The organism is Bacillus sp. LQ16, assembly GCF_057784645.1.
This window is the reverse complement of sequence record NZ_CM173491.1, coordinates 1055959-1079483: the sequence shown is the minus strand read 5'-3', so window position 1 is coordinate 1079483 and position 23525 is coordinate 1055959. Positions and strand designations below refer to the sequence as shown.

Annotated in this window: 25 protein-coding genes; 10 read left to right on the top strand and 15 right to left on the bottom strand. The window is 34.9% G+C overall.

All coding sequences use genetic code 11. From position 1 onward, the window contains the following. Positions 1-125: 125 nt before the first annotated feature. The gene (locus AC3EMB_RS05450) at positions 126-1103 is read right to left on the bottom strand and encodes a ring-cleaving dioxygenase (RefSeq protein WP_053565091.1); all 978 of its coding nucleotides are present in this window, start codon (positions 1101-1103) and stop codon (positions 126-128) included. A 43-nt stretch (positions 1104-1146) separates the two neighbouring features. Then, positions 1147-2091 (bottom strand): ring-cleaving dioxygenase, encoded by a 945-nt coding sequence (locus AC3EMB_RS05445; protein ID WP_340784551.1) that lies wholly within the window; start codon positions 2089-2091, stop codon positions 1147-1149. Positions 2092-3037: 946 nt separating this feature from the next. On the opposite strand from AC3EMB_RS05445, the gene AC3EMB_RS05440 reads away from it, so the two are divergent. Then, positions 3038-3664 (top strand): LysE family translocator, encoded by a 627-nt coding sequence (locus tag AC3EMB_RS05440; protein WP_000433006.1) that lies wholly within the window; start codon positions 3038-3040, stop codon positions 3662-3664. Between the two features lie 308 nt (positions 3665-3972). Here the strand turns inward: AC3EMB_RS05440 and AC3EMB_RS05435 are convergent, their stop codons facing one another. The 4 genes from AC3EMB_RS05435 to AC3EMB_RS05420 all read right to left on the bottom strand — a co-directional run bounded on the left by AC3EMB_RS05435 (position 3973) and on the right by AC3EMB_RS05420 (position 9755). Then, positions 3973-4305 (bottom strand): DUF1904 family protein, encoded by a 333-nt coding sequence (locus AC3EMB_RS05435; RefSeq protein WP_406654524.1) that lies wholly within the window; start codon positions 4303-4305, stop codon positions 3973-3975. Positions 4306-4606: 301 nt separating this feature from the next. Next, the gene (gene yhaM, locus AC3EMB_RS05430; RefSeq protein WP_000726652.1) at positions 4607-5551 is read right to left on the bottom strand and encodes a 3'-5' exoribonuclease YhaM; all 945 of its coding nucleotides are present in this window, start codon (positions 5549-5551) and stop codon (positions 4607-4609) included. Between the two features lie 41 nt (positions 5552-5592). Further along, positions 5593-8517: an ATP-binding protein gene (locus AC3EMB_RS05425; protein WP_488517556.1), complete on the bottom strand. Its 2925-nt coding sequence runs from the start codon at positions 8515-8517 to the stop codon at positions 5593-5595. After that, on the bottom strand, positions 8514-9755 hold the full coding sequence (locus AC3EMB_RS05420) for a metallophosphoesterase family protein (protein ID WP_366988022.1): 1242 nt from the start codon (positions 9753-9755) through the stop codon (positions 8514-8516). The genes AC3EMB_RS05425 and AC3EMB_RS05420 overlap by 4 nt, the downstream gene beginning before the upstream one ends. A gap of 208 nt (positions 9756-9963) precedes the next feature. Between AC3EMB_RS05420 and AC3EMB_RS05415 the strand changes: the two genes are divergently transcribed. Beyond that, complete coding sequence (locus tag AC3EMB_RS05415; RefSeq protein WP_000539552.1) at positions 9964-10149, top strand: YhzD family protein; 186 nt, start codon at positions 9964-9966, stop codon at positions 10147-10149. A 26-nt stretch (positions 10150-10175) separates the two neighbouring features. Here AC3EMB_RS05415 and AC3EMB_RS05410 read toward each other — a convergent pair whose 3' ends face one another. Beyond that, positions 10176-10538 (bottom strand): hypothetical protein, encoded by a 363-nt coding sequence (locus tag AC3EMB_RS05410; protein ID WP_131260106.1) that lies wholly within the window; start codon positions 10536-10538, stop codon positions 10176-10178. A gap of 154 nt (positions 10539-10692) precedes the next feature. On the opposite strand from AC3EMB_RS05410, the gene AC3EMB_RS05405 reads away from it, so the two are divergent. Then, entirely contained in the window at positions 10693-10833 is a 141-nt protein-coding gene (locus AC3EMB_RS05405; protein WP_000273536.1) for a YflJ family protein, read from the top strand. Between the two features lie 59 nt (positions 10834-10892). On the opposite strand, the gene bsh is transcribed toward AC3EMB_RS05405, so the two are convergent. Beyond that, positions 10893-11879 carry a choloylglycine hydrolase gene (gene bsh / locus AC3EMB_RS05400; protein WP_071731871.1) on the bottom strand — a complete coding sequence of 329 codons (987 nt, stop codon included), beginning with the start codon at positions 11877-11879 and terminating at the stop codon, positions 10893-10895. A gap of 149 nt (positions 11880-12028) precedes the next feature. Here bsh and AC3EMB_RS05395 point away from each other — a divergent pair, with 149 nt between their 5' ends. The 4 genes from AC3EMB_RS05395 to AC3EMB_RS05380 all read left to right on the top strand — a co-directional run bounded on the left by AC3EMB_RS05395 (position 12029) and on the right by AC3EMB_RS05380 (position 15359). Beyond that, on the top strand, positions 12029-13000 hold the full coding sequence (locus AC3EMB_RS05395; RefSeq protein ID WP_488517555.1) for a zinc-dependent alcohol dehydrogenase family protein: 972 nt from the start codon (positions 12029-12031) through the stop codon (positions 12998-13000). A 510-nt stretch (positions 13001-13510) separates the two neighbouring features. Further along, entirely contained in the window at positions 13511-13639 is a 129-nt protein-coding gene (locus tag AC3EMB_RS05390) for a hypothetical protein (protein WP_488517554.1), read from the top strand. Further along, positions 13639-14769, top strand: coding sequence for an RNA-guided endonuclease InsQ/TnpB family protein (locus AC3EMB_RS05385; RefSeq protein WP_488517553.1), 1131 nt, complete (start codon positions 13639-13641; stop codon positions 14767-14769). Before AC3EMB_RS05390 ends, AC3EMB_RS05385 begins: the two co-directional genes overlap by 1 nt. Positions 14770-15053: 284 nt before the next feature. After that, positions 15054-15359 (top strand): hypothetical protein, encoded by a 306-nt coding sequence (locus AC3EMB_RS05380; RefSeq protein ID WP_071731868.1) that lies wholly within the window; start codon positions 15054-15056, stop codon positions 15357-15359. Between the two features lie 95 nt (positions 15360-15454). On the opposite strand, the gene AC3EMB_RS05375 is transcribed toward AC3EMB_RS05380, so the two are convergent. The 5 genes from AC3EMB_RS05375 to AC3EMB_RS05355 all read right to left on the bottom strand — a co-directional run bounded on the left by AC3EMB_RS05375 (position 15455) and on the right by AC3EMB_RS05355 (position 17458). Next, positions 15455-15601 (bottom strand): hypothetical protein, encoded by a 147-nt coding sequence (locus tag AC3EMB_RS05375; protein ID WP_166504393.1) that lies wholly within the window; start codon positions 15599-15601, stop codon positions 15455-15457. 352 nt (positions 15602-15953) lie between these two features. Then, the gene (locus tag AC3EMB_RS05370; RefSeq protein WP_000637511.1) at positions 15954-16265 is read right to left on the bottom strand and encodes a YbjQ family protein; all 312 of its coding nucleotides are present in this window, start codon (positions 16263-16265) and stop codon (positions 15954-15956) included. 142 nt (positions 16266-16407) lie between these two features. Next, positions 16408-16611 carry a DUF4028 family protein gene (locus tag AC3EMB_RS05365; RefSeq protein ID WP_004403363.1) on the bottom strand — a complete coding sequence of 68 codons (204 nt, stop codon included), beginning with the start codon at positions 16609-16611 and terminating at the stop codon, positions 16408-16410. Positions 16612-16750: 139 nt separating this feature from the next. Continuing rightward, the gene (locus AC3EMB_RS05360) at positions 16751-17281 is read right to left on the bottom strand and encodes a general stress protein (protein ID WP_088362527.1); all 531 of its coding nucleotides are present in this window, start codon (positions 17279-17281) and stop codon (positions 16751-16753) included. 36 nt (positions 17282-17317) lie between these two features. Beyond that, positions 17318-17458, bottom strand: coding sequence for a hypothetical protein (locus tag AC3EMB_RS05355; protein WP_001004571.1), 141 nt, complete (start codon positions 17456-17458; stop codon positions 17318-17320). A 236-nt stretch (positions 17459-17694) separates the two neighbouring features. Between AC3EMB_RS05355 and AC3EMB_RS05350 the strand changes: the two genes are divergently transcribed. From AC3EMB_RS05350 to AC3EMB_RS05340, 3 genes are all read left to right on the top strand, one after another. Continuing rightward, on the top strand, positions 17695-17946 hold the full coding sequence (locus AC3EMB_RS05350) for a hypothetical protein (protein ID WP_000991350.1): 252 nt from the start codon (positions 17695-17697) through the stop codon (positions 17944-17946). Positions 17947-18150: 204 nt separating this feature from the next. Next, on the top strand, positions 18151-20841 hold the full coding sequence (locus AC3EMB_RS05345; protein ID WP_488517552.1) for an ATP-binding protein: 2691 nt from the start codon (positions 18151-18153) through the stop codon (positions 20839-20841). 16 nt (positions 20842-20857) lie between these two features. Beyond that, positions 20858-21715, top strand: a complete 858-nt coding sequence (locus tag AC3EMB_RS05340; RefSeq protein ID WP_000429043.1) for a CheR family methyltransferase — start codon at positions 20858-20860, stop codon at positions 21713-21715. Between the two features lie 39 nt (positions 21716-21754). Here AC3EMB_RS05340 and AC3EMB_RS05335 read toward each other — a convergent pair whose 3' ends face one another. Continuing rightward, positions 21755-22897 (bottom strand): SpoIIE family protein phosphatase, encoded by a 1143-nt coding sequence (locus tag AC3EMB_RS05335; RefSeq protein ID WP_488517551.1) that lies wholly within the window; start codon positions 22895-22897, stop codon positions 21755-21757. Between the two features lie 172 nt (positions 22898-23069). Then, positions 23070-23510, bottom strand: a complete 441-nt coding sequence (locus tag AC3EMB_RS05330) for a ferritin-like domain-containing protein (protein ID WP_000017755.1) — start codon at positions 23508-23510, stop codon at positions 23070-23072. Between the last annotated feature and the right edge of the window lie 15 nt (positions 23511-23525).

Sequence of the window (23525 nt, the reverse complement as noted above, 5' to 3'; positions counted from 1 at the left end):
TACCAAAGTTTTCCTTTTTGATGACTTGAGAAACAATTGTCAGAAAACTTAATAGAACAAATAAAAAAGCAAGCAGTTCCAGCACTTCGCTAAAACTACTTGCTCTCCTACTTACTATCTCTATTTTACTCTTTAATAAATTCCTTCGTACTTCTCACTGTATCAATTGGACGAACTAATTTTTCAATTTCTTCACGTTTTGGCTCTAGGAATGGAGGTAAAGATAATTTTTCGCCAAGCGTTTCGTATGACTCATCTCCCATAAATCCTGGGCCATCTGTTGCAAATTCAAATAAGATTTGTGGTGCAACTCTTGCGTATAATGATTCGAAGAAGTGACGGTTTACATAGCCAGATGAAGGAAGTCCTACGCTACTGATTCTCTCAATCCATTCTTCTAATACAGCGCGATCTTCTACGCGGAATGCCGCATGGTGCACTGTACCAAAACCTTGTTGTGCTTCAGGAAGAACTGTATTATGTTCTACAATAACAGATGCACCGTTTCCGCCTTTGTTCACTTCAAATAAATAGAATTCCCCTTCTTGCGCAACCTCTTTAAATAATAGAACTTTTTCTAACACTTCTTTGAAGAAGCTAAAGTTTGCAATACGGATAAATACAGGTCCTAAACCAGTGATTGCATATTCTAATGGTACTGGCCCGTTTTGCCACGGTGTACCTGATTCGATTCCTTTATCAAGTTCATCTGAGATTAATTGATATTGTTGGTCATCAAAGTCAACGAAAGAAAGAGTTTTCTTACCAAATTGCTCTTTAATTCCTGTATGTTCTACTTCAAGACGGTCAAAGCGTTTCACCCAATACTCTAATGCTGCATCAGTCGGAACACGGAATGAAGTTTTTGAAATTTCATTTGTACCGTGTACTCCTTTCGGAACACCTGGGAAATCAAAGAATGTCATATCTGTTCCTGCACTACCTTTATCATCTGCAAAGAATAAATGATACGTTTGAATATCATCTTGGTTTACTGTTTTCTTAACTAAACGCATTCCTAAAACGTGAGTGAAAAACTCATAGTTCTTTTCTGCACTACTTGTAATCGCTGTAACGTGGTGAATTCCTTTTAATTGGTTCATTTTATATTCCTCCAATGTTTTTTAATTTATATTTTCTCTCCTATTACTTCTCTTCAATAGGTGCTAAATTCGCTTCAATCTCTGCACGCTGATCTTCTAAGAACGGTGGTAAATCAAGTTTTTCTCCTAAATGTTCCACATCTCCATCAACTGTAAATCCTGGTCCATCTGTCGCAATTTCAAAAAGGATTCCGTTTGATTCACGGAAATATAAGCTTTTAAAGTAGAAACGGTCGATGATTCCTGAAGACTGGAAGCCTCTTTGTTTCACCTGTTCTTCCCAATAGGCAAGCTCTGCATCGTTTTTCACGCGAATTGCTAAATGGTGAATGCTCCCTCGGCCCGGCTTTTCAGTAGGTCCATCTAAATATTTCACAACGATTTCTCCAAAAGCCTCTCCTTTAATGGATTGAAAAATTGCTTCCTCTTCGCTACGGCTAACCTCTGTATAACCAAACATTTCTGTAAGTGTACTCGCCATTTTATCAAGTCTACGAACCGTCATTTCCACAGAACCCATTCCTTGAATTTGATGCTTTGCAGGAACTTCTGATTTCTCCCAAGTTTCCCAGTGCTCTACTTTTTCCCCGTTTGAAACGAGTAGTACTAAGCGAAGACCTTCAGCATCCTCAAATTGCAAAGCAGGACGATTTGCATATGTTGTCATTTCACTATGTTTCACATCAAATTTTTCAAAGCGTTCTTTCCAGTAATGCAAGCTATCCTCTGAAGGAACAAGTAATCCAATTCGAGTAATCGCATTCGTACCGCGATATGTTCTTCCTACTAATGGAATTTCAAAAAATGATAATTCCGTACCTGGACTTCCTGTTTTATCTCCATAAAATAAGTGGTACATTGACGGATCATCTTGGTTTACTGTCATTTTCACACGACGCAAGCCAAGCACGTTTTTATAAAAGTGATTATTTTCATTTGCATTTTTCGTAACCATTGAAATGTGATGATGCCCTTTAATTTTATACATTGGTTATTCCTCCGTTTCGTTTTACTAGTCAAGTGATAACTAAAAAAATAACATTTCCCACAACTAATATGGTTTTTAGCTTTTCAATTTATTCTTAATTATGTTTTTGTAAATTCATCTTAGTTTTTACTGTATAAGTTACTTTGTTTTTTAATCGAAAACAACTGAGTGTATGTTTTTCATATGACTCAATCGCTTTCGTTACTATCACTTTACACCTCAAGTGATTGAAAAGCAAGTGAAAAGTCTCGAATTCAAGATTTTTTTGTTAAATAACATTTAGGGTGTAAAATCATTAATTTCTGGATAGCGTCACATCACTATCAAGCTAAAGACTTAAAGCTCTCCATGCACATCAAGCTAACAAGAATACACTACCCCAAAACGATAAAAATGAACTTCGTTGCTATAAAAGACAACTTTTTTGTTCCGAGGGAATTATAGAATTTTATATCTTTACAATTATTTATGGGGAGTTAATTCATTTTTTTCAAGAATAAGTAATTTCTTAAATAGAAGTTCACGTACCTCTTCCTTATGATAATTAATTTTTGTTGATTGATAAGAAATTTAATGAATGATTATTCGAATATGCTTTCGTAAATGTTAAATGTAGTTTTTGGATAATGTTTGGTCAAGTTGATACTAATACCCTCGATAAACGAAAGAAAATTAAGAGTGTTCCGAGAAAAAGTAATTAAAAAACGCTCTTAATTTATTTAATTGAGTTATCATTTTATTCAAAAATCTGATTATTTATATAATTGACATTCTATTAAAACGCTCATTTACAGAAGAACATTATTCAAGTGAAGCCCTCTATAATTCAATTACAACTCCTTGAAAGTTTATGATACTATCCTGATCACACTTTTTATATTTAATGTTTTAAGGAAAAAAGCTATACTATAAGCGAAACTAAAAATCAGAAAGGAAATACCAGAACATGGAAAATTATATGCTATTTATCCTTACAGCACTCCTTATTATAATGATGCCTGGTCCCGGTTTTGCTTTAGTTACAAAAAACACTATCTCTCATGGTAGAAATGGTGGGATAAAGACCGTCTTAGGAACGGTATCTGGAATGATGATTCATACAATAATGGCTACACTAGGGCTCTCTGCTATCTTAATGAAATTTGCTATGCTATTTACATTAATAAAATATGCTGGGGCATTTTATTTAATTTATTTAGCTGTAAAGTCAATTAAAAGTGCCTTTTCTAAAAAAGAAGATATGTCAGGTTCAGTGGAAATAAACTCTAAGGATATTGGAACGGTTAAAAGTTTTAGACAAGGATTTACCACGGCAATCTTAAACCCAAAAACGGCTGTATTTTTCCTTAGTTTTCTACCCCAATTTATTGTGAGTAATCAAAGTCATTTCTTCCAATTTCTTTTGTTGGGATTCACATTTACGACTTTGACAGCAATATGGTATTTACTTTATATCTCTCTAATACGTCAATTAAGAACTTTTTTAAGAAAAGAAAAGGTGAACCGTACAATAGAGGGTATTACTGGCACAGTATTATTAGTATTTGGAGTTAGGCTATTTTTCCAAAAATAAATATGTAATAGAGAGAGTTTAAAACTTTCTGTTTTTCCAATAAATGAATCAATATAAAAAGTATGGCTTTCAAACAGTAAAAAAGTGAACAAACGGGTGTGTTTGTGGAATAAGCTTCAATAAAATAACCAAACTTTTTATAAAGAAGTGAATCGATTATATTAAAATTGATATAAAGGCGTTATCCTTTCCTATGATTTCTCAGAAAGAATAACGCCTTTCTCTTTTTAGAGGGTATTTTGTCTAGTTAGCTTGATAGCGATGTGGTTCTATCCCTTATAAATGTTACAAAAACATTTATAATAGCTCTAACTTGCACAATGCTTCCCGTTAATATAATACGCTGATTCTGTGAAAACCGTAAATACAACCTCTACTTCTGGAAGTCCAAAATCCATTACATATGTAGTAATGGCCTTGGCAAATCGATTACGAATTTCCTGTCCACGCTCGAACCATTTCACTTCAATAAGAGGAAACGCTTCTATTTCTTCTCCATTGAATATAAACGTAGAACTTGGTAGTTCCAACGTAAAATTATCCGTACCACACTCACAAATCTCTGCGAGCTCTTCTACTAATGGCTTGCTTATGTGTTTTAATTGTTCAGTAGTAATTCCACGAAACACAATATGCGGCATGTAAATCCCTCCTTTAGATAGTTTTATATTTGCCCACATCATAGCACAATTCTCCCACCTTTTAACAAAAATAGATGCTAAACAAGTTTCAACTCTTATTTTTAGGCCTGTTATACAGGCTGAAGCGATTCTAAGTATCTGCCATATTAAAGTTGATATGCTCCCATTCTAGTGGTGAGATATGTTTTAATCGTTCTTCGTTAATCCCATGCGTACTTCTTAACTATTTCATTTAATTTTTAATAAAGAAAACAGCCTCACTAAGCTTTTAAAACTTAATGAGGCCACTTTATTCACACTTTTAATTATGGAACGTCGGTTTATAGAACGAACGATTATCAAGTGCGAAGACACGCTCTGTGTATTCACCTGGTTTTGTACGTCCTAATGCGCGGTCCATCATGTTCATTTTTGCATCTAAGTTATCGATGTAATGCAGAATTTCTGCTTCTTTTACTAATGGTGGTTTTGGGCTACCCCATTCCGCTTTTCCGTGATGAGAAAGGACGATGTGTTGAAGAATTAATACTTCTTCTGCATCGATTTGCAATTCGTCTGCTGCTTTACCGATTTCGTTCACCATGATAGAAATGTGTCCTAGTAAGTTTCCTTCTAACGTATACGTTGTAGAAATTGGGCCAGATAGTTCAATTACTTTACCAAGGTCATGTAAAATAACGCCTGCATATAGTAAGTCTTTATCTAATGATGGGTATAGATTTGAAATAGCTTTCGCTAAATCTAGCATCGATACGACGTGATAAGCTAGTCCAGATACGAACTCGTGATGGTTCTTTGTCGCTGCTGGATATTCTAAAAATTCGTTTTGATGCTTATTTAACAAATGTCTTGTTAGACGTTGAATGTTCGGATTTCTCATTTCAAATATGTATTGTGTAATTTTCTCAACCATATCTTCTTTTTTCACTGGTGCTTTTTCTACGAAATCCGAGATGTCTGTTACTTCATTTTCATTCGCAACACGGATTTGTTTCACACGTAATTGAATACGTCCTTTGTAGTTTAAAATATCACCAGCTACTTTAACGATTGTTTCTGCTACATATTGTTTCTCAACTTCTGGTGATACGTCCCATAGCTTCGCTTCAATATCTCCACTTGGATCTTGTAAGATTACTGTTAAAAATGGCTTTCCATTACTTGCTAGACCTTTTGTCGCTGTTTTAATTAACAAGAAAACATCGACTTGTTCACCAACTTCATATTCTGCAATTTTCTTTTTCATTCGAATTCCTCCACCAAATCAGTTACTTTTAGTATAGCATATCACAACTCATTTTCTTTACGCTTATGCGTTAATTTTACAATCTGTTTTTCTGTAAAATACGCGAGTAAATGCGCATGACATGTAAAGAAGATGACTTGTCTATCTTTTGCGATTTCCTTTATTAGTTCAATCGTTCGATCCGTCCTTACCGCATCAAAGTGCACGAAACTATCATCAATAATAAATGGGTAATCATGTTCAAATGTTTTCGCAAGTGCAAATCTCAGCGCTAAATATAACTGCTCCGCTGTCGCTTGGCTTAGTTCATGACTGTAAAAACGTATACCGTCGTTACGTTCAACAATGAACGGCTCCGCCTCTGACGGTGAAAAGATTTTACTATAGCGTCCGCCCGTTAAATAGACGAAATACTCTTCTGATTTTTGTAAAATACGAGGCAGATGCACTTCATGATAATATTGCTTCGTTTTCGTTAACACCGTTTTTGCGGCCGCATAAGCAGCCCATTTCTTCACTTGTTCACGCAATTGCGCTTTTTTCATTTCCCATTCATGCATTAAATCTCCGTACGTACTACCTTCTTCTAAATTCGCAATTTCCATACGATGTTTCGCGATGCGCTCTGTCAGTTCTTTCTCTTGCGCCAGACAGTTTTGTACGACTGTAATTTCTCTCTTTAATTTCTCTTCATAACCGTCAGCTTCGTAATGTTCAGCTAATGATAAACTCTTTAAACGCTGTTCTAACAGATCAATTTGCGGTAATAAACGCACTACTTGTTTCTCAGCATCTTCACGTTTTTCCGCTAGTTTACCTGCTTCTAAAAACATCTCTTCATCTGTAGCATCTGCAATATGCCATAAACTGTCTCGTTCTACTAGCAATTGCTTTAATTGTTCTTGCATAAACTCATATTCTTCTTGCCATTCCGCCAGTTTCTCTTTCAGCTGCTTACAAGTTTGTCTCTTCTCTTTCTCATTTTGCATAAGCCTTTGTGCCCCGTGTAGCTTACTATACTCCGCACTACCGATAACAGCTTCTAGTTTCTGTTCAAAATGCGAAATCATTTCATATAATGAAGATTTTCGCGTACCTTGCTTATCTAATTCACGATATAATTGCTGCATTTTTTCAATACGCTCAAACGCTGGCAATATGTGTGCATACGTATAAAATTCTGGGAACATATAGCGCGTTTTATATGCATCTACTTGTTCTCCCGCCTGGAACGTTTCTCTCTCCCATTCCTCATACGATGAAACGACTTTATCGTAAGCTCGCTCCATTTGCTGCAATTTATAAGACTCACGCTCAAATAGCTTCCGAACCTCTTCATCTTTTTCTAACTGATAGCGCACAGACAGCGCTTCTTCACTTTGTCTCCCGCCAGCACTTTGCTGAAGAGTAAGAAGCTCTTCTTGTAATCCACTTGACGGATCTTTATATAAAACAAGGGCAAGAACAATCCCTACAAAAACAATAACACTAATAAATAAGAGCGGGCGGTTATCAATAAATAAACTCGTGAATAAAACAAGCGTGTTAATAAGAAGTAACAGAAGACAAACTCTTTGCCACTGCTTTTTCTTTTGCATAGCTGCTCCTGCTTTTTCCTCATACTTGCGCTTCATTCTCTCTGCGCCCATACCGATAAACGCCGCATCTTGGAACGATTTCTCTTTCTCAACTAACGTATTTCGCTCTTCATCCACTAACATTTGTTTCTGAATCTGTCTTATATTTTCTTCTTGTTCTTCTAATTGCTCTTGCGCTACTTTAAAACGATCATCAAGCTGTGCTTTTTGCGTTTCTAATTCGCGCGCCTTTTGCACTGTTTGCGTAATCAGCTCTTTCGTTGCCAAACTCATATCAAACGAAAGGACTGTTTCTTTTTCAAAAGTAGCACCGATTTGTTGCTCTAGCTCTGCGATTTCTTCTTTTATATTCGCAACATTCCCGCTCATATCACGCATTTCTTGGCGTGCATTTTCATACGACAAATGCTGCATACGAAGTTCTTCTACATAACTTTCTTTTTGTAAAAACTCTTCATCTATTTGAATCGAGTCAATTTCCGATTGCACCGTCTCTATTTTCTTATGGAGCGAATCAACTTGTAACCTAAGCGGCTCCATCTTCGCCTTAATTGCTTCATAGCGCGCCGTTCCTTTTACAGGAAACTGCCCTTTTTCATTTTCTAACACTTTCTCATGCGCACGCTTTTCAATAACGAGTGGCTCAAGCGCTGCTAATATTTCATAATCTTGCTTTCGCTTTTCTGCATTCTCTTTTTCCACGCGAACAGAAGCAAGCTTCTCTTCACTTTCTTTTAACTGCTCCACTTGTTTTTCATACGTGCCAATTTTTCCTTGCCACTCTTTCATCTTCTCTTCAAGCTTCTTCATCTCTTGCAGTGACACGTTAATTTCCGGTTTACGCCCACTCGGTTTAAAGCGTTGATCCATTTCTTTTTCTAGCTTTTTATCTAACTGTAATAGCGCATCGCTTCCGACTGCACTTGCCGAAAATAAATAATTGCCAATATCCGCTTCGCCGAGCTGATGAATATTTTGAAGACCATGCATATCAAATGAAAAGACCGATTCAAATAAACTTTCATTCACCCCGCTTAATATATTGTTTAAAATCTCCTCGCCGCCCGTTTTCCCGTCTTCAAAATAAACGGTTACCTCGCCAGCTGCCGTCTTTGGCAATCGTTCAATTTTCAAACGGCCGTACTGCTCTGTTTGCACAGTCAGCGCACCGCCATACTTCCCGCCTTCTTTCGGCTCATAACGGCGCTGTCCTCTCGTCGGAAAACCGAACAAAATACTTTTCATAAACGAGCGAATTGTCGATTTCCCCGCTTCGTTTTCACCGTATAGTACCGTCAGCAAGGAAAGATCCATTTCCACATTTTCTAATTTTCCGTACCCATAAATATGGAGTTTTTCAATTCTCATTTTTTATCCCTCTCTTGCTGGAATAATTGTTCTAAAATAATATTTTCTGCTTCCTTTTGAATCTCTTTCTTCTCGTCTTCTGTAAAAGATTCAATACTATTACGCGCTACAGGAGATGTCCAAATGGTGCGCAACACGCCGTCCATATTTGTGAAAGCTTCTAGCTCCTTTAGCACACTACCGACGAAATGATTTTCCGCTTTCAAACGTTCGATTTCCGCAAAAGAAACCGTCTCATTTTTCCACTTCATTGCATATACGAAATCTTTTCGCTCTTCGCCAGATGCTAAAATGTGAAAAATCTCTTCCACACGCTTTTCGTCACGCAAATAAGGAGAAAGTGGGCCCTGCCCTGTGAATACGACAGTTAAAAGCGTCCCTTCCTCTTCTCTTCGGCACTCATTCATCGCAGTTGACATGCTCGTCATAAGTTCATCAACAGTTTCAAGTCCATCAATACAAACTTCGATCTCATCCCATACAACATCTGCCGTATGGAAAAATGAGCAATGCGTTCCTTGTTTCGTAAGTTCAATAAGGTACGCACCCTTCTCACCTGTTTCCTTACGATGACGACCTTGTATGTTCCCTGGATAAATAATGTATGGCTCTTCTGATAAAATTTCACGTTTATGTATATGGCCAAGAGCCCAATAATCAAACTGTTTTTCTTTCAACTCACGAATTTGAAACGGTGCATAGCGATTATGCTCTGCATCTCCTTCCACACTTCCGTGAAGCATGCCAATATGAAAAGGCGCATCACTCATTTTCGTATACTGCGCTGTCATATTATCCGTTACCGCTTGCTGCAAATAACTAAACCCATAAATAGAAGCTAATAGCTCACCATTTTTATAAAATGATTTCTCTTCTACATAAGGCTCAGTAAATACATGAATATTTTCCGGAAACTCAATTGCTGCCCAGCTTCCCCCTAAATGATCATGGTTACCGTGAATAATAAAAACAGGGATATCGTACTGCGAAAGTCTCTTCATTTGCTCACGCACAAACACTTGCGCCCTCAAACTTCTCGTCTCCGCATCATACAAATCCCCAGCTAGTAATACGAAATCAACGCGCTCTTGAATCGCTTTATCAACAATACGCTCAAATGATTCAAACGTACTTTGCTTCATTCTCTCCCAAACAGACTGCGCAACATTCATCTCCATTCCTTTAAACGGACTATCCAAATGCAAATCAGCCGCATGTATAAACTTTACTTGTTTCACAAATAACGATCCTTTCTATCTTTCAAAAGTTTCATTTTATTAAAATTAACATCGCTGAAAACTAATAATCATCGAGAATGAAAATATTCTCGATGATTAAAGTTTCATTCTATTTTACCACGCAATGTCATATATTTCTTTGCATATTGTAGCGTTTTATGTCAAAATAATTATAAGATTCTGATTTTAATTATTGGAGGGAATTTTCATGGGAGTATACGTTCTAACAGTCTTTGAAAAAGATGGTTCAAAAGCATTAGACGAATCATTCGAGGCGGCAACTGAAAAAGAAGCGAAAGCAAAAGGTGAATCTATTTTACAAGAAAAAGGATTGTATGAAAAAACACATCGCTGTACATCTACTGCAGGTAAGCTCGTTTTATTCCAGCGCTAAAAAAAGAAGCGTCATCCGCTTCTTTTTCACTCTACTATATCTTCGTCACACCACGTAAACACCACATCTAGAATGCGATTACCAATACGTACGCGTTTATTCCATTTACCTGTTTGGATCTGATGTTGCAATTCAGCTTTCATCTTTTCCGTCCAGTCGTGAATCGTTTCACTACCGTCGTACGGATATACGTCTGGAAACTCTTCCTGCAGTAGATGCAAGCTCTCTGCATCAAAATGAAAATGGAAGAAGTAGTTTGCTGTAAGCGATGGTTCTTGCAATCGTAAAAAATGATCATCAATTTGCTTTCTATTTCTATAGAAAGTAAAGATATTCACTTTACCGCTAGTAATTTGGTCAATTTGAATTTCGTGCTTCTCTATAATCACGTCTTGTCCACCTCGTTGTATACTATCTTTAGTATATATGTCTTTTGCAACAAAGTTAACCATTTTCGCGCGAAATTCATTTCCTTCATTATATTACCTGTACCTCCATATGCAATCAGAACAAATAAAAACAAAGTTGAAGGGGAGCGATCACATGTATTTCGGAAGCAAAGGTTGGTATGTAAAAGAACTTAAAAAATTAGGTATCCGTACTTATGAAGGTAAAAAACTAGAATCGTATCGTACGCATGTGTTATCTAGTTTACTTGAGAGAATGAAGAAAGCTTCGGCTTAATAGAAAAACACCTCCCGAATTCGCATACTAAGTATGCAAATTCAATGGAGGTGTTTTTATCAGTTTTCATAAAAGATTTTTTGCTTCCGCTGGAACGGATACGTTTTAATCTCAGCTGTATCTAAATCTTCATTGAATAAATGAATGGCTATAATTTGTCTACAATCGTAAGTATGGTAATAATATGTTCCAGACTCCATACACATTGCACTTGTATAGATCGTATTATCTAATATACCGTCTTCTGTTATTACTGCCCCCTTAGGAACCTCACAATTTGATAAGATATGAAAAATAGCCGATATCCCCTCTTCTTCGTTCTCTATACTTTGAATGTTTTGTTTGCCATATGCTGCCCGTACAAATCTTGATGGCGGGGTGAAATCTCCAGGAAGTCCCATCGTTCCTGAACCTTGGCCAAAAGCACTTAATGGTACATCTCCCCACTCAGTTGGCGCAAATGGCTGCGATTTAAGTCCAATATATTGTCTTAAATTTTGTAAATGCCAATTAAACTCCGGACTATTAGTCATTACTCCTATTGGATTGTCATACACTTTTATTCCATCAACTGTCGGCTCAAGTACAATACACGCTCCCGATTTATCTGCTAAAATCCAATGTAGCGGTGGCGTAATTCCTAAAACTGGTAATGGCACATCTATAAAGGCAATGTTATCAATATATTTTCTTAATTCTTCAACAGAATTGAACTGCGTGAGGCTCCAAGTCACAAAATCAAATGGCGCTACATTCGTTTTATTGCTATCTATATGATTACTATAAGTGGCAAATCCTGGGAAATAGAGAGTTGCACATGTCATACCAGTTTCATTTACTCCGTCCGCCATCATGACCCTTCCTCCAAAATTAATTCCCATTCCGACAACAGCCTTTTTCGCTCGGATCGTTTCACCAGTTATATTGTTCCACTGATAACGCCGAGGAATGATTATTACTTCTTGATTCATATCTAATGTGAAATCCATTGTTCTCGCAAAAAGATGTTGGAAATTTTTAGTTTGTAACGTCAAACTAGTACACATGAAGAAATCCCCCCATTTTATAGTTATATACACATTTTATAAAATTCTGATAAATACGTAAATTAAAAACCCTATTTATCACTAACAAAATAACCACCCTAACCAAAAATGCTATAATAAACCCAATGAAACTAAGGGGGCAAATTACTTTGCTTGGAACATGCATTCAATTTCATAAGTTTGGCAATCCAAAAGACGTATTACAAGTTGAATATAAAAATATAGAACCACTGAAAGATAATGAAGTTTTCGTCCGTATGCTAGTTAGACCGATTAATCCATCTGACTTAATTCCAATAACCGGAGCGTACGCTCATAGAATTCCGTTACCTAACATACCTGGTTATGAAGGTGTTGGTATTGTAGAAGATGTAGGCGCTTTTGTTTCTAGAGAGCTTATCGATAAACGTGTGTTACCTTTACGCGGGGAAGGTACTTGGCAAGAATATGTGAAAACATCAGCCGATTTTGTAGTCCCTATTCCTGATTCCATTGATGATTTTACAGCGGCACAAATGTATATTAATCCACTTACTGCGTGGGTTACATGTACGGAAACGCTAAACTTAAAACGGAATGACGTTTTATTAGTAAATGCTTGCGGATCCGCTATTGGCCATCTATTTGCACAGTTATCTCAAATTTTAAACTTCCGATTCATTGCGGTGACAAGAAATAATAAACATACAGAGAAATTACTTCAGCTTGGCGCTCATCATGTAATAGATACTTCCACTGCCCCGCTTTATGAAACAGTTATGGAGTTAACAAACGGGATCGGTGCGGATGCTGCAATTGATTCTATCGGGGGACCGGATGGAAATGAATTAGCTTTTTCCTTAAGGCCAAACGGACACTTTTTAACGATAGGTCTTCTATCGGGCGTACAAGTAAACTGGGCAGAGATTGTCACGAAAGCAAAAGTGCACGCGAACATATTTCATTTACGACATTGGAATAAAGATGTGTCCGCATACAAATGGCAGGAGACGTTTCGTCATTTAATTCACTTAGTAGAAAATAAGCAATTACGTTTTATGAAAGTACATTCTACATATGACTTAGCGGATGTGAAAGCGGCGGTTGATGTTGTACAGTCCACTGAGAAATCGAAAGGGTAACTAACTGTTACGATTTATTTAACCAATTATAACGAAAGTTAATTAAATATATCAGTAAGCCCTGCTAGTCAAGTGATTGGCTAGTAGTGAGGGTTAACTGCGGGCAATCCCTAAAGCTGATTGAACTACAACGTGGCTAGAAATAGTGAGCGTGAATGTCGCGAAAGCAGAAAAAATCAATCAGATTGTGCAAGGTTAAATCCTAAACACTAGAACAATGGGTCTTCCGCCTCGAATCATCTAAGTCAAAAGTGATAAGATGAACGTTCAACGACTATCTCGTATAACTGACGAGAGTACATCACAAGCCTATGGTGGTGGAAAAATCCTCTATCTCTAAGTAGATAAACATATAGTCTGCGCTCATGTGAAAACATGAGAAGTTCATAAGAGAACTGGCTAAGGAATTGCGCCCTTAGTTGAACAAGATAAATTTTATTGAATCTATCAAACTTCATTGATTTTATCGAACGTACGTGCTATGTTTGGTTCGATGAGGTGAGAATAATAATGAAATTTTCACGAGTTAGTCAAGTATCGGAATTAGCAGGTTTGCATCCGAGTGGTCTCAGGAGAATGCTGGTGGAACACGCTACGATTCAGAAGAACAAATCTTTCATTAAAGGAGTTACATTCTGATGATATTGGCGAAGAAAGTTAGACTGATTCCAACGCCTGAACAAGAAAAAGTGCTTAGAAACCATGCTGGTGCTGCAAGATTTGCTTATAACTATTGTAAAAGAATAAGTGATAGATATTATAAGCTATTTGGAAAATCTGTTTCACAGTTAGCTTTACAGAAACGATTTACAAAGATCAAGAAGCGAAAGAAATATGAGTGGTTAAAAGACATTAATGCACAAGTTCCTAAACAGGCTTCAAGAGATTTTGATGCGGCGAGAAAAAATTCGTTCAAAAAGTACAAAAATGGTTCTCACACTTCTTATAAATCCAAAAAAGATGTAATCCAAGGATTTTATGCTAATTATGAAAGACTGATTATAGGAAAGAAAGTAGTTCACATTCAGTCTATTGGAGAAGTGAAAACAAGCCAACAACTACCAAGAAATAAAAAACCATCCAATCCAAGAGTTACCTTTGATGGTCGTCACTGGTGGATGAGTGTAGGGTTCCAAGAAGACTTTGAATTACAAGAACTAACGAATGAGTCGATTGGTGTGGATGTTGGTTTAAAAGAGCTTTTTGTAGCTTCTAATGGTATAAAAGAACGAAATATAAACAAAGATGCCAAGGTTAAAAAACTTTTGAAAAGGAAAAAGTCAGCACAAAGAGATATGTCTAGGAGATTTAAAAAAGGTGTGAAAATTCAATCTGCTGGATATGAAAAAGCGAAAGCTGAGCACCTGCGGTTATCTAGAAAAATTACGAATATCCGAAATAACCATATCCATCAAGCAACAGCTAAATTGGTGAAAACCAAACCAATGAGAATTGTTGTGGAAGACTTATCTATTTCAAACCTGTTTAAAAACAAAAAACTATCGAGAGCATTTTCATTTCAAAAATTAAACTTCTTCTTTCAATGTTTATCATACAAGTGCGAGAAGTATGGCATTGCGTATGTAAAAGCTGATAAATGGTTCGCTTCAAGCAAGATTTGTTCATGTTGCGGAGTTAAATACGACCATTCAGTTCAACCAGAAGGACAGTGGAGTTTAAAGATTCGTGAGTGGCGTTGTGCTTCATGTAATAGCCATCACGATAGGGATGTAAATGCTGCGATAAATTTATCAAGATGGGTAAAATAAATGCTTGATAATAGGAGGTAACGATACTGCCTCGTGTGGAGTGTTATACCCCTCGTCCCTTTGGGGCTGCGAGAACACTTTGAAGCACTAACTTGTGTAAATTTGATTGAATTGTATAGATTTAGTTAAGTTTATCGTATCGGAAAGTGTTTTTGACGAGTTATTAAATGCAAAAGAAGAAGTCTTTTGCATTTACCTTTTAAATAGACTAGATAGTACGTTTAGCAGTCTATAATTGTAATTTTTTGGTACAATTATATTGAAAGGTAAAAGGAGCTTCTAACATGTGGTTCATTTCGGCAATTTGGCCTATTATACTAGTCGGGGGAATTGTAGTATTTGTAATAAAAAGATTGGAACATAAATATAAGCACGGCAAATTGGGTAAGAAAAAATCAAAAGAGACTCAACTGTTATTAGACAGTTTCATACCTATAGGAATGCTTGTCGGCTGTATAATTGGTTTGATTTTCGGCATGTTTTCCCCAGATTTCTCACTACTTTCAATTAGTTTAGGATCCGGAATAGGCTATTTATTTGGTTTTTTTGCCTATAAATTTTATAGCAAGACAGGAAACAACCTCTCATAATCCAAAAAGAATAAGCGGAACAGTACATAGTAGTCATATACAATATGTACTGTCCTTTATTTTTGTATCAACACTATCACCTTACCTTTCGCCTACTATACACCTTTTTTATTGATTTTCCTCTCCTCCACCTTTTGCATATCCGCTTTTTTATTTTCATTGGATCTATATCCAAAGTAAAGTAGCGCACATGTAATAATAGAACCTACAATGTATCCTAAAAAACATCCTAACCAAAACATAAAAATTGCCCCCAATCCATTATAAATTTTATGTAGTAGACATCTGTAAAACGTTCTCAGTACCTCCGTTTTTTATTACAGATTGGAAAATTCCCTTAACCATTCCATCCATGAACATTCTGTCTTCTCTATTTTGATTATTATCTATAAAGTTATTTATACCACTAATTCTTCCATCATCTCAAATAACAACTTTATTATTTATTATAAAGTTTGCACTCACACTACATATATGTAGCATCACTGTCTCTTTTTCATTTTACCCTTGCAACTGGAGTTTACTTCTACAACTTAAAAACAAAAAACCCCCTCAAAGCATAAACTTCAAGGGGTGAGCCTGTTTTTTATTTACTTATATACGTACAGCTGTACCACTTACAGCAACCATTAACATTCCATCACGAACTACTTCGTAATCTACGTCAACACCAACGATAGCGTTCGCACCTTTTTGTTTTGCAAGTTCTTTCATTTCGTCCATTGCGATATCACGAGCTTCTTTTAGCTTACTTTCATAAGAACCAGCACGACCACCGACAACATCACGAACAGAAGCGAATAAATCGCGGACAATATTTGCACCCATAATAGCTTCACCATTTACAATATCGATATACTCAATTATTTCTTTACCTTGAATTCCAGACGTTGTTGTTACAATCATGACTGACACTCTCCTAATAAGTTGTAGTTTTAATTAGCTTTCTTATGTCTTTATTATGACACGGAACAAACAACTAATCTATTGAATTACCTTACAGGAATGTGACAGTTTTGTAAGAATGAAACGCGCATTATGTTTCATTTTAATAAAGCGCTTTAAAATTAGGATACATAAACGACTCTTTATTTTCTTTCCAGTCCTTTTCTACTTCTTTGAAAGTTGGTCGTCCTAATTTTTCATTGTTCTCATGTTTACGAAACCATTTCTTCACATACTGGTCTCCATTTTTATTTTGAACTGTGCAAAGGAAACTATTACTACTATCCTTTAATATTTTTACAATCACGAATAGACACCTCTTCCCTTTTAAATAACAGAATAGAACTTGATCTTTTACTATAAGCCCTTCCTCTCTTATAGTCATACGACTCCTCGGCCGCGCCAAAGTTGTAAGATCAAAAAACGATATTCACTTTGTTTACATTTTATTTAAAGAAATCAGAGTTATAAGCATTATGCTTATCAAATATTTTATAGATTTCTAACTTATCATCTAATTTTGCATCTACTAAAATTAATATATTTCCATCGTAAATATATTCTTCATACTTTTTAGCATGTTCTTCTGGAATTCCTAACCCTATAAATGCTCCTATTAAACTTCCAGCTCCTCCGCCAATACCAGCTCCTCCAATAGCTGCTGCGATTGGTCCTGCTGCTACAATTGGACCCATTCCAGAAACGGCAAGTATACCAAGACCTGTTAATAAACCACCGAGTCCGCCTGCTACTCCTCCAGCTACAAGCCCTGTCGCTGAAAAGATATCTGCTTTATGTGCAGTTTCGCTATTCACTTTTTCACCCGATTTTTCTTCCAGATGTTCAATTTCCTTTTGATCTTTCGCAATAGCTGAAATGTTATCTGCTGAGTATCCTTTTTCATTTAATTCATTAATAACGAGTGCCGCATCATCAATTGTTCTAAAAACACCTACTATTTTTCTATCTACATTCATAACTATTAACCTCCTAAAGTTTTATATAATGTATCTTTATTTTTCTTCATTTCTGTATACACTAATCTTCTTATTAACATAACCATTTACGAAAAAAGCGAATAGTAAAAGCACTACAAGTGAACTACTTAACAAGTAAATTAAATCAAATGTAATATTAATCATCATTTCATTCATGTATACCAGGCTCCTTTTTATTTAAAGTAAAAGTATATTTTGATAGACTAATCTACTAAACATAGACATCTTACAATTCATCTTCAGTTAATCTCTTTGTAGTATATGTATACCCTTCCTAACCTTTTCTAAACGTAAAAAACTATAATTATATTTTTTCTTATTTATATGTTTAACATTTTTTTAAACGGGTATGTTTATATTGTTATGCTTACTATATGGAAAGGAATATTACGATGAACGCCATTCACTCTACTACTATTTCTTATAATGAAACACCTACAATAACGCAGATTCATCATTTTTATGCTTTAATGACAACATTTCAAGCTAATTTGTTTATAAGTAAACATGGAACAATGACATCAATCAAAAATTTAAGCACTCTAGTATCCTTTTTCCTTACTGTAAAAAAGAAAGATCTTATATTATTTATTTTTGAAGGAATAGATGCAAAAAGAGCTTTAAGAACACTCTTCCCTTCTTAGAATGTTTGTTATCCTCTATTCCCTCGTCTACTACCTTTCATATATGTTTTTATATTTCAAAATGATTTCCTCTATTAAAAAAGAACCCCCTAATACAATAGGGGGATTTCTAGTTTGACCTTATGAAAACTGATATAATATATATTACGTTTTTCATTCTTTAAAATAGAAAAGTTTTAATAACCTTGAAGGTAGGAATTTTTAATGAACTCGAAAGCAAAATTTAGTATTCGCTACAAAATTATGGCTGGTTATTTAGTTATCATTTTGTTCTTACTTGTTTCTTTCATTATGTTAAACAATGAGATTTCCAGCTTACAAAAATCTCGTAATTTTATTATTGATCACGATTTTAAAGTTCTCAATTTAACGAATCAAGTGGAGAAAGAGTTACTAACAATTGAAAATAAAGCGAAAGGGTTTATCATTTCTAATAACCCTAATTACGTGCAGTCCCTTAACTCTGCGGAAAAGGATTACGAAAAACATTATCAAGATCTTTTTTCTTTATTAGAGGATAACCCCTCTCAGCAAGAAAAATTAAAACAGATTAACGAAAACATTACTAGTTGGATTAATAAAGAGATTCACCCACTCATTACAAATAATAATAGTAATAATGTACAAACAATTGACACGACTCAAATTCAGTCATTACAGTCGCAGCTAACTAACTTTCGGAGCACTGAGGAGCAACTAACGAAAAAAAGAGCTGCACAATTAGATATTGAAAATAATAAATTAGAGATTTGGTTATACAGTTTATTATTCTTACTTTCTTTTATTTCCATTATCGTTTCACTCTATATTTCGAATTCCATTACAAAAACGATTAAAAATGTAATTCAAGCTATTAAATCAATTTCTTCTAAAGAAAAAATTACGGAAAGAATTCATGTAAATACACATGATGAAATAAAAGATCTTGCTCATACAACGAACCACTTACTGGACGAAATATCGAAAAGAGAGTGGTTACAAACTGAGCTTGCAGAATTAATTTTAATGTATCAAGGTGTATCTTCTATTGAGATGTTAGGTAAAAAAATTCTTAGTGGAATTATACAAAAAACGCAAACTTCTTGCGGTGCATTTTATGTACGTGAAGAATATGAAGAAACTGTCTACTATGTGAAAAAAGCTTCTTTCGCCGATCAAGGTGCTGATATTGGAAAACAATCCATTAAAATGGGTGAAGGTTTCATTGGACAGTCTGCCTTAGAAAAGAAAAGTTTTATTCTCAGGGATATACCCGAAGAGTTTCGTTATGTCACTAGCGGAGTATTAGAAATACGTCCTAAAAATCTACTAGTCATCCCTATCTTATTTGAGGATGAGGTGATTGCAGTAATGGAGTTAGTAAGTGTAACTGAGATTTCAGACTTACATCAAGATTTAATTCAACAAACTATTGATAATCTAGGTTTAACAATCCATAGCATTATAGGACGTATGCGAATTCAAACTCTTTTACATGAATCACAAGCAATGACAGAAGAGTTACAAGTTCAATCAGAAGAATTACAAACGCAAGCGGAAGAACTACAAATGCAAGCGGAAGAATTACGAACAACGAATGAACAATTAGAGTCTAGAACTGAAGAAGCTGAACAAAAGACAGCTGACTTACAAATTACCAAATCAGAATTAGAAGAAAAAGCAAGCGAGTTGTTACGCAGCTCAAAATACAAATCTGAGTTCCTAGCAAATATGTCACATGAATTACGCACACCGTTAAATAGTATTTTACTATTATCTGAAATGTTAAGAGAAAATCATGATAATCATTTATCGGATGATGAAATTGAACTAGCAACTGTCATTCATTCATCAGGGAAAGACTTACTTACTTTAATTAATGACATACTAGATTTATCTAAAGTAGAAGCAGGCAAACTAGACATCATTTTTGAAGCAACGAACATAAGTGACATGGCAGCCAATATGCATCAAAACTTTTTACATATAGCTGCACAAAAAAATGTCGAATTTACTATTGAAGACAGTGATACGATTCCTGATCTGTTTTATACAGATGCAAAACGGATTGAGCAAATTATTAAAAACTTATTATCCAATGCATTTAAATTCACGGAAAAAGGATCCGTTTCTTTACATTTCGATTCAATAGAAACAACCAATTTAAGTCATGATATGCAGTCTATAAGTAAAGATTGGATTACAATTTCAGTAAAAGATACTGGTATTGGTATCGCTAAAGAACAGCATCAACTTATTTTCGAAGCCTTTCAACAGGCAGATGGAGCAACGATTCGAAAGTATGGTGGTACAGGACTAGGTTTATCTATTTGTAAAGAGTTTGCTAGATTGTTAGGTGGTTGGATTACGTTAGAGAGTAATGTAGGAGAAGGTAGTACTTTCACAGTATATATTCCTAACCTTCCAAATGGATTACATGATATACAGTTCTCCAATTTAGAAGTCGCAGCAACGATAGAAGATGTTATTCCTGCTGAAGTTGTTGAAGAAACTATCGTTACTACCGAAACAAATAACGTCTTCCAAGAGAAAACAATTTTAATTGTCGATGATGATCATCGAAATATATTTGCGTTACAAAATGCATTAAAAAAACAAAACGCCAACATTATTACTGCCCAAAACGGCATAGAGTGTTTAGAAATACTAAAAAGCAATACAAATATTGACCTTATTTTAATGGATATTATGATGCCTAATATGGACGGTTATGAAACGATGGAAAATATCCGAATGAACTTAGGGTTACATGAAATACCTATTATCGCATTAACTGCTAAAGCAATGCCAAATGATAAGGAAAAATGTTTATCTGCTGGCGCTTCAGATTATATAAGTAAACCATTAAACCTACATCAACTCTATTCGGTAATGAGTGTATGGTTAATAAAATAAGTGAGGTTTAGTTGGAGTGGAAAATAAGTATTATAATTTTGATCCATCAGTAGATACGGATGAGCGCACGAACTTAGAAATTGAATTACTATTGGAAGCGGTATTTAAACTATCAGGATTTGATTTTCGCCAATATGCTCGCACATCTATTTATAGAAGGATTTGTAATCGAATGCAGCTCTCTAATATCCCAACCATTTCAAAATTAATTGAAAAAGTAATTCACGAGGAAGGGGTTTTAGAACAGTTATTAAATGATTTCTCGATTAATGTAACTGAGATGTTCCGTAACCCTGCCTTTTTTAAAGCGCTAAGAGAGCATGTTATTCCTGAATTGAAAAAGCAACCTGAAATTAGAATTTGGCATGCTGGATGCGCAACTGGTGAAGAAGTATTATCGATGTCCATCTTACTTCACGAAGAAGGATTAAGTGAAAAGTCGGTTATTTACGCAACAGATATGAATACAAATGTGTTAGAAAAAGCAAAACAAGCTATCCTCCCGTTAAATAAAATGCAAACTTATACGAAAAACTATTTACAAGCTGGCGGTACACAAGCATTTTCTAACTATTATTCAACAGATAATCGTTTTGCTTATTTTAATCCTTCACTGTTACAAAACATTATTTTTGCACAGCATAATTTAGTAACCGATCAATCTTTTAACGAGTTTCATATTATACTTTGTCGTAACGTTTTAATTTACTTTACAAGTAAACTTCAAAATCAAGTGCAGCAACTATTTTATGAAAGCTTAAGTCACAATGGATTTCTATGTTTAGGAAATAAAGAAACTCTTCGTTTTTCAAATATAATGCCGCATTATACCCAATTTAATCCTAGTGAACAAATTTATCAAAAAATACAATAAAAAGCGTATGAAATCCTCTGTTTGGATTTCATACGCTTTTTATTTCGCATTCGTTTGTATCATAATTAGACACATATCATCTGATTGCGCTTTCTTTTGTTCTTCCTTGTAAAACCCTTCTATCTCGCCTTCTAAATCTCCCCATTTTCTTTCTGTAAAAGTACGTAATTTCTCTTCAGACTCAAATTCATCATTTGCAATTGCTTCAAGAACACCATCTGTAAACAATAATATTTGAGCGTTCTTCTCAAAAGGTATAACTGTCTTTTTAACTTTTATTTCATCAAAAAATCCTACGGCACAACTCCCGCGATTTAGTTCAACCATATTTGTTTCATCAACTAAAACGTATCCAGAAGGATGCCCTGCGTTTACATATTCAACTGTTCTATCTTCTGTATTAACAACTAAGTATATCGCCGTAAAATAATAAGGAATATTATCATTTTCATTATGTAAAAGGGTCATATATTTATTTAATTCTTTAATAACGAGTTCTGGATCAATTAAACATTTAATTGTTTCACGTAATACAGACGAAATAAACATACAAACTAATGAAGCAGATACACCATGTCCCATCACATCTAATAATATAATACCGTAGCGATTTTCATCGATTTTATACCAATAATACATATCTCCAGCTAGTTTAAATGAAGGTAAGTAACTTGCTTCAATTTTTATATGATCTTCTCTTAATGGGCTACTTAATAAGTTTCTTTGTACTTGCGTAGCTAAATCTAGTTCATTCCGAAGATTTTCTTCTTGTTCTTTATGCCAATTTAATTCTGATTTCAAGCGTAACGCTACACGCATACGTGCTAATAGTTCAACTTTATTTATAGGTTTCGTAATATAATCCATTGCCCCCATATCAAGAGCTTCGGCCAATTTATTTGCATCCTCTAAAGCTGTAACAAAAATAATAGGGATATCTTTAAACTTCTCCTCTTTTTGTAATCGCCTACAAACTTCAAGTCCATCAATTTCAGGCATCATAATATCTAATAGTATTAAATCAATTTCATTATGCCTGGAAGAATCTTTTCCAAACTGTATGTATTCGAAGAGCTCTTGTGCAGAATTGAGCGATACAAGATCATGATATCCGGCTTGTTTTAAAATCTTTTCAATTACAAATATGTTAACCGGATTATCATCAACAATTAAAATGGACACAAGTTATTTCCCCTTTTCTTATTTAAAATGTAAATCTATTATCATTTTCTATTTTTCTAGTATTACATACTCAGTTACAAAATGAAAATTTCTTACTCAAACATATTTATACAACAAAAGAACAAACCCCTAGAAATAGGAATTTGTTCTTTCACTCTATAAATTTCTACTTTTAATTTAACACCATTGCTTTATCATTTAAAAGACGATCTAATTCTTCCATATGATTAGTTTCATCTGCAATCATATCTTCTAGTTTTACAACTAACTCTGTCATATTTAATTTCGCTGCCTGTTCTTTTCTCGTTTCATAACGCTTAATTGTTTCATATTCTGATTGTCTAGCGGATTCTAACATTTCTCTAACATCTTCTACTTGTTTCACTGGTAAAGGGATCGTAGTAGGTGTACCACCTAGCGTCTTAATTTTCTCCGCTAAATATAGGGCATGTCCTTGTTCATCACTAATTTCAGATTCAAAGAAAGGTTTTAACACTTGTCTATATATACCAGAAACTGTAGCTGCATTATGGTTATACATAATAATTGCTGAGTATTCTCCTGCTAAATCTTCATTCAATCCTTCGATTAGTTCTTTCACATCGTGTGACATTTTCATATCTCCTCC

Bases quoted from the DNA above. Each gene is read 5' to 3' on its own strand.
- AC3EMB_RS05450 (WP_053565091.1), bottom strand. From the start codon at position 1,103: ATGAACCAATTAAAAGGAATTCACCACGTTACAGCGATTACAAGTAGT.
- AC3EMB_RS05445 (WP_340784551.1), bottom strand. From the start codon at position 2,091: ATGTATAAAATTAAAGGGCATCATCACATTTCAATGGTTACGAAAAAT.
- AC3EMB_RS05440 (WP_000433006.1), top strand. From the start codon at position 3,038: ATGGAAAATTATATGCTATTTATCCTTACAGCACTCCTTATTATAATG.
- AC3EMB_RS05435 (WP_406654524.1), bottom strand. From the start codon at position 4,305: ATGCCGCATATTGTGTTTCGTGGAATTACTACTGAACAATTAAAACAC.
- yhaM (WP_000726652.1), bottom strand. From the start codon at position 5,551: ATGAAAAAGAAAATTGCAGAATATGAAGTTGGTGAACAAGTCGATGTT.
- AC3EMB_RS05425 (WP_488517556.1), bottom strand. From the start codon at position 8,517: ATGAGAATTGAAAAACTCCATATTTATGGGTACGGAAAATTAGAAAAT.
- AC3EMB_RS05415 (WP_000539552.1), top strand. From the start codon at position 9,964: ATGGGAGTATACGTTCTAACAGTCTTTGAAAAAGATGGTTCAAAAGCA.
- AC3EMB_RS05405 (WP_000273536.1), top strand. From the start codon at position 10,693: ATGTATTTCGGAAGCAAAGGTTGGTATGTAAAAGAACTTAAAAAATTA.
- bsh (WP_071731871.1), bottom strand. From the start codon at position 11,879: ATGTGTACTAGTTTGACGTTACAAACTAAAAATTTCCAACATCTTTTT.
- AC3EMB_RS05390 (WP_488517554.1), top strand. From the start codon at position 13,511: ATGAAATTTTCACGAGTTAGTCAAGTATCGGAATTAGCAGGTTTGCAT.
- AC3EMB_RS05385 (WP_488517553.1), top strand. From the start codon at position 13,639: ATGATATTGGCGAAGAAAGTTAGACTGATTCCAACGCCTGAACAAGAA.
- AC3EMB_RS05380 (WP_071731868.1), top strand. From the start codon at position 15,054: ATGTGGTTCATTTCGGCAATTTGGCCTATTATACTAGTCGGGGGAATT.
- AC3EMB_RS05375 (WP_166504393.1), bottom strand. From the start codon at position 15,601: ATGTTTTGGTTAGGATGTTTTTTAGGATACATTGTAGGTTCTATTATT.
- AC3EMB_RS05370 (WP_000637511.1), bottom strand. From the start codon at position 16,265: ATGATTGTAACAACAACGTCTGGAATTCAAGGTAAAGAAATAATTGAG.
- AC3EMB_RS05360 (WP_088362527.1), bottom strand. From the start codon at position 17,281: ATGAATGTAGATAGAAAAATAGTAGGTGTTTTTAGAACAATTGATGAT.
- AC3EMB_RS05355 (WP_001004571.1), bottom strand. From the start codon at position 17,458: ATGAATGAAATGATGATTAATATTACATTTGATTTAATTTACTTGTTA.
- AC3EMB_RS05350 (WP_000991350.1), top strand. From the start codon at position 17,695: ATGAACGCCATTCACTCTACTACTATTTCTTATAATGAAACACCTACA.
- AC3EMB_RS05345 (WP_488517552.1), top strand. From the start codon at position 18,151: ATGAACTCGAAAGCAAAATTTAGTATTCGCTACAAAATTATGGCTGGT.
- AC3EMB_RS05330 (WP_000017755.1), bottom strand. From the start codon at position 23,510: ATGTCACACGATGTGAAAGAACTAATCGAAGGATTGAATGAAGATTTA.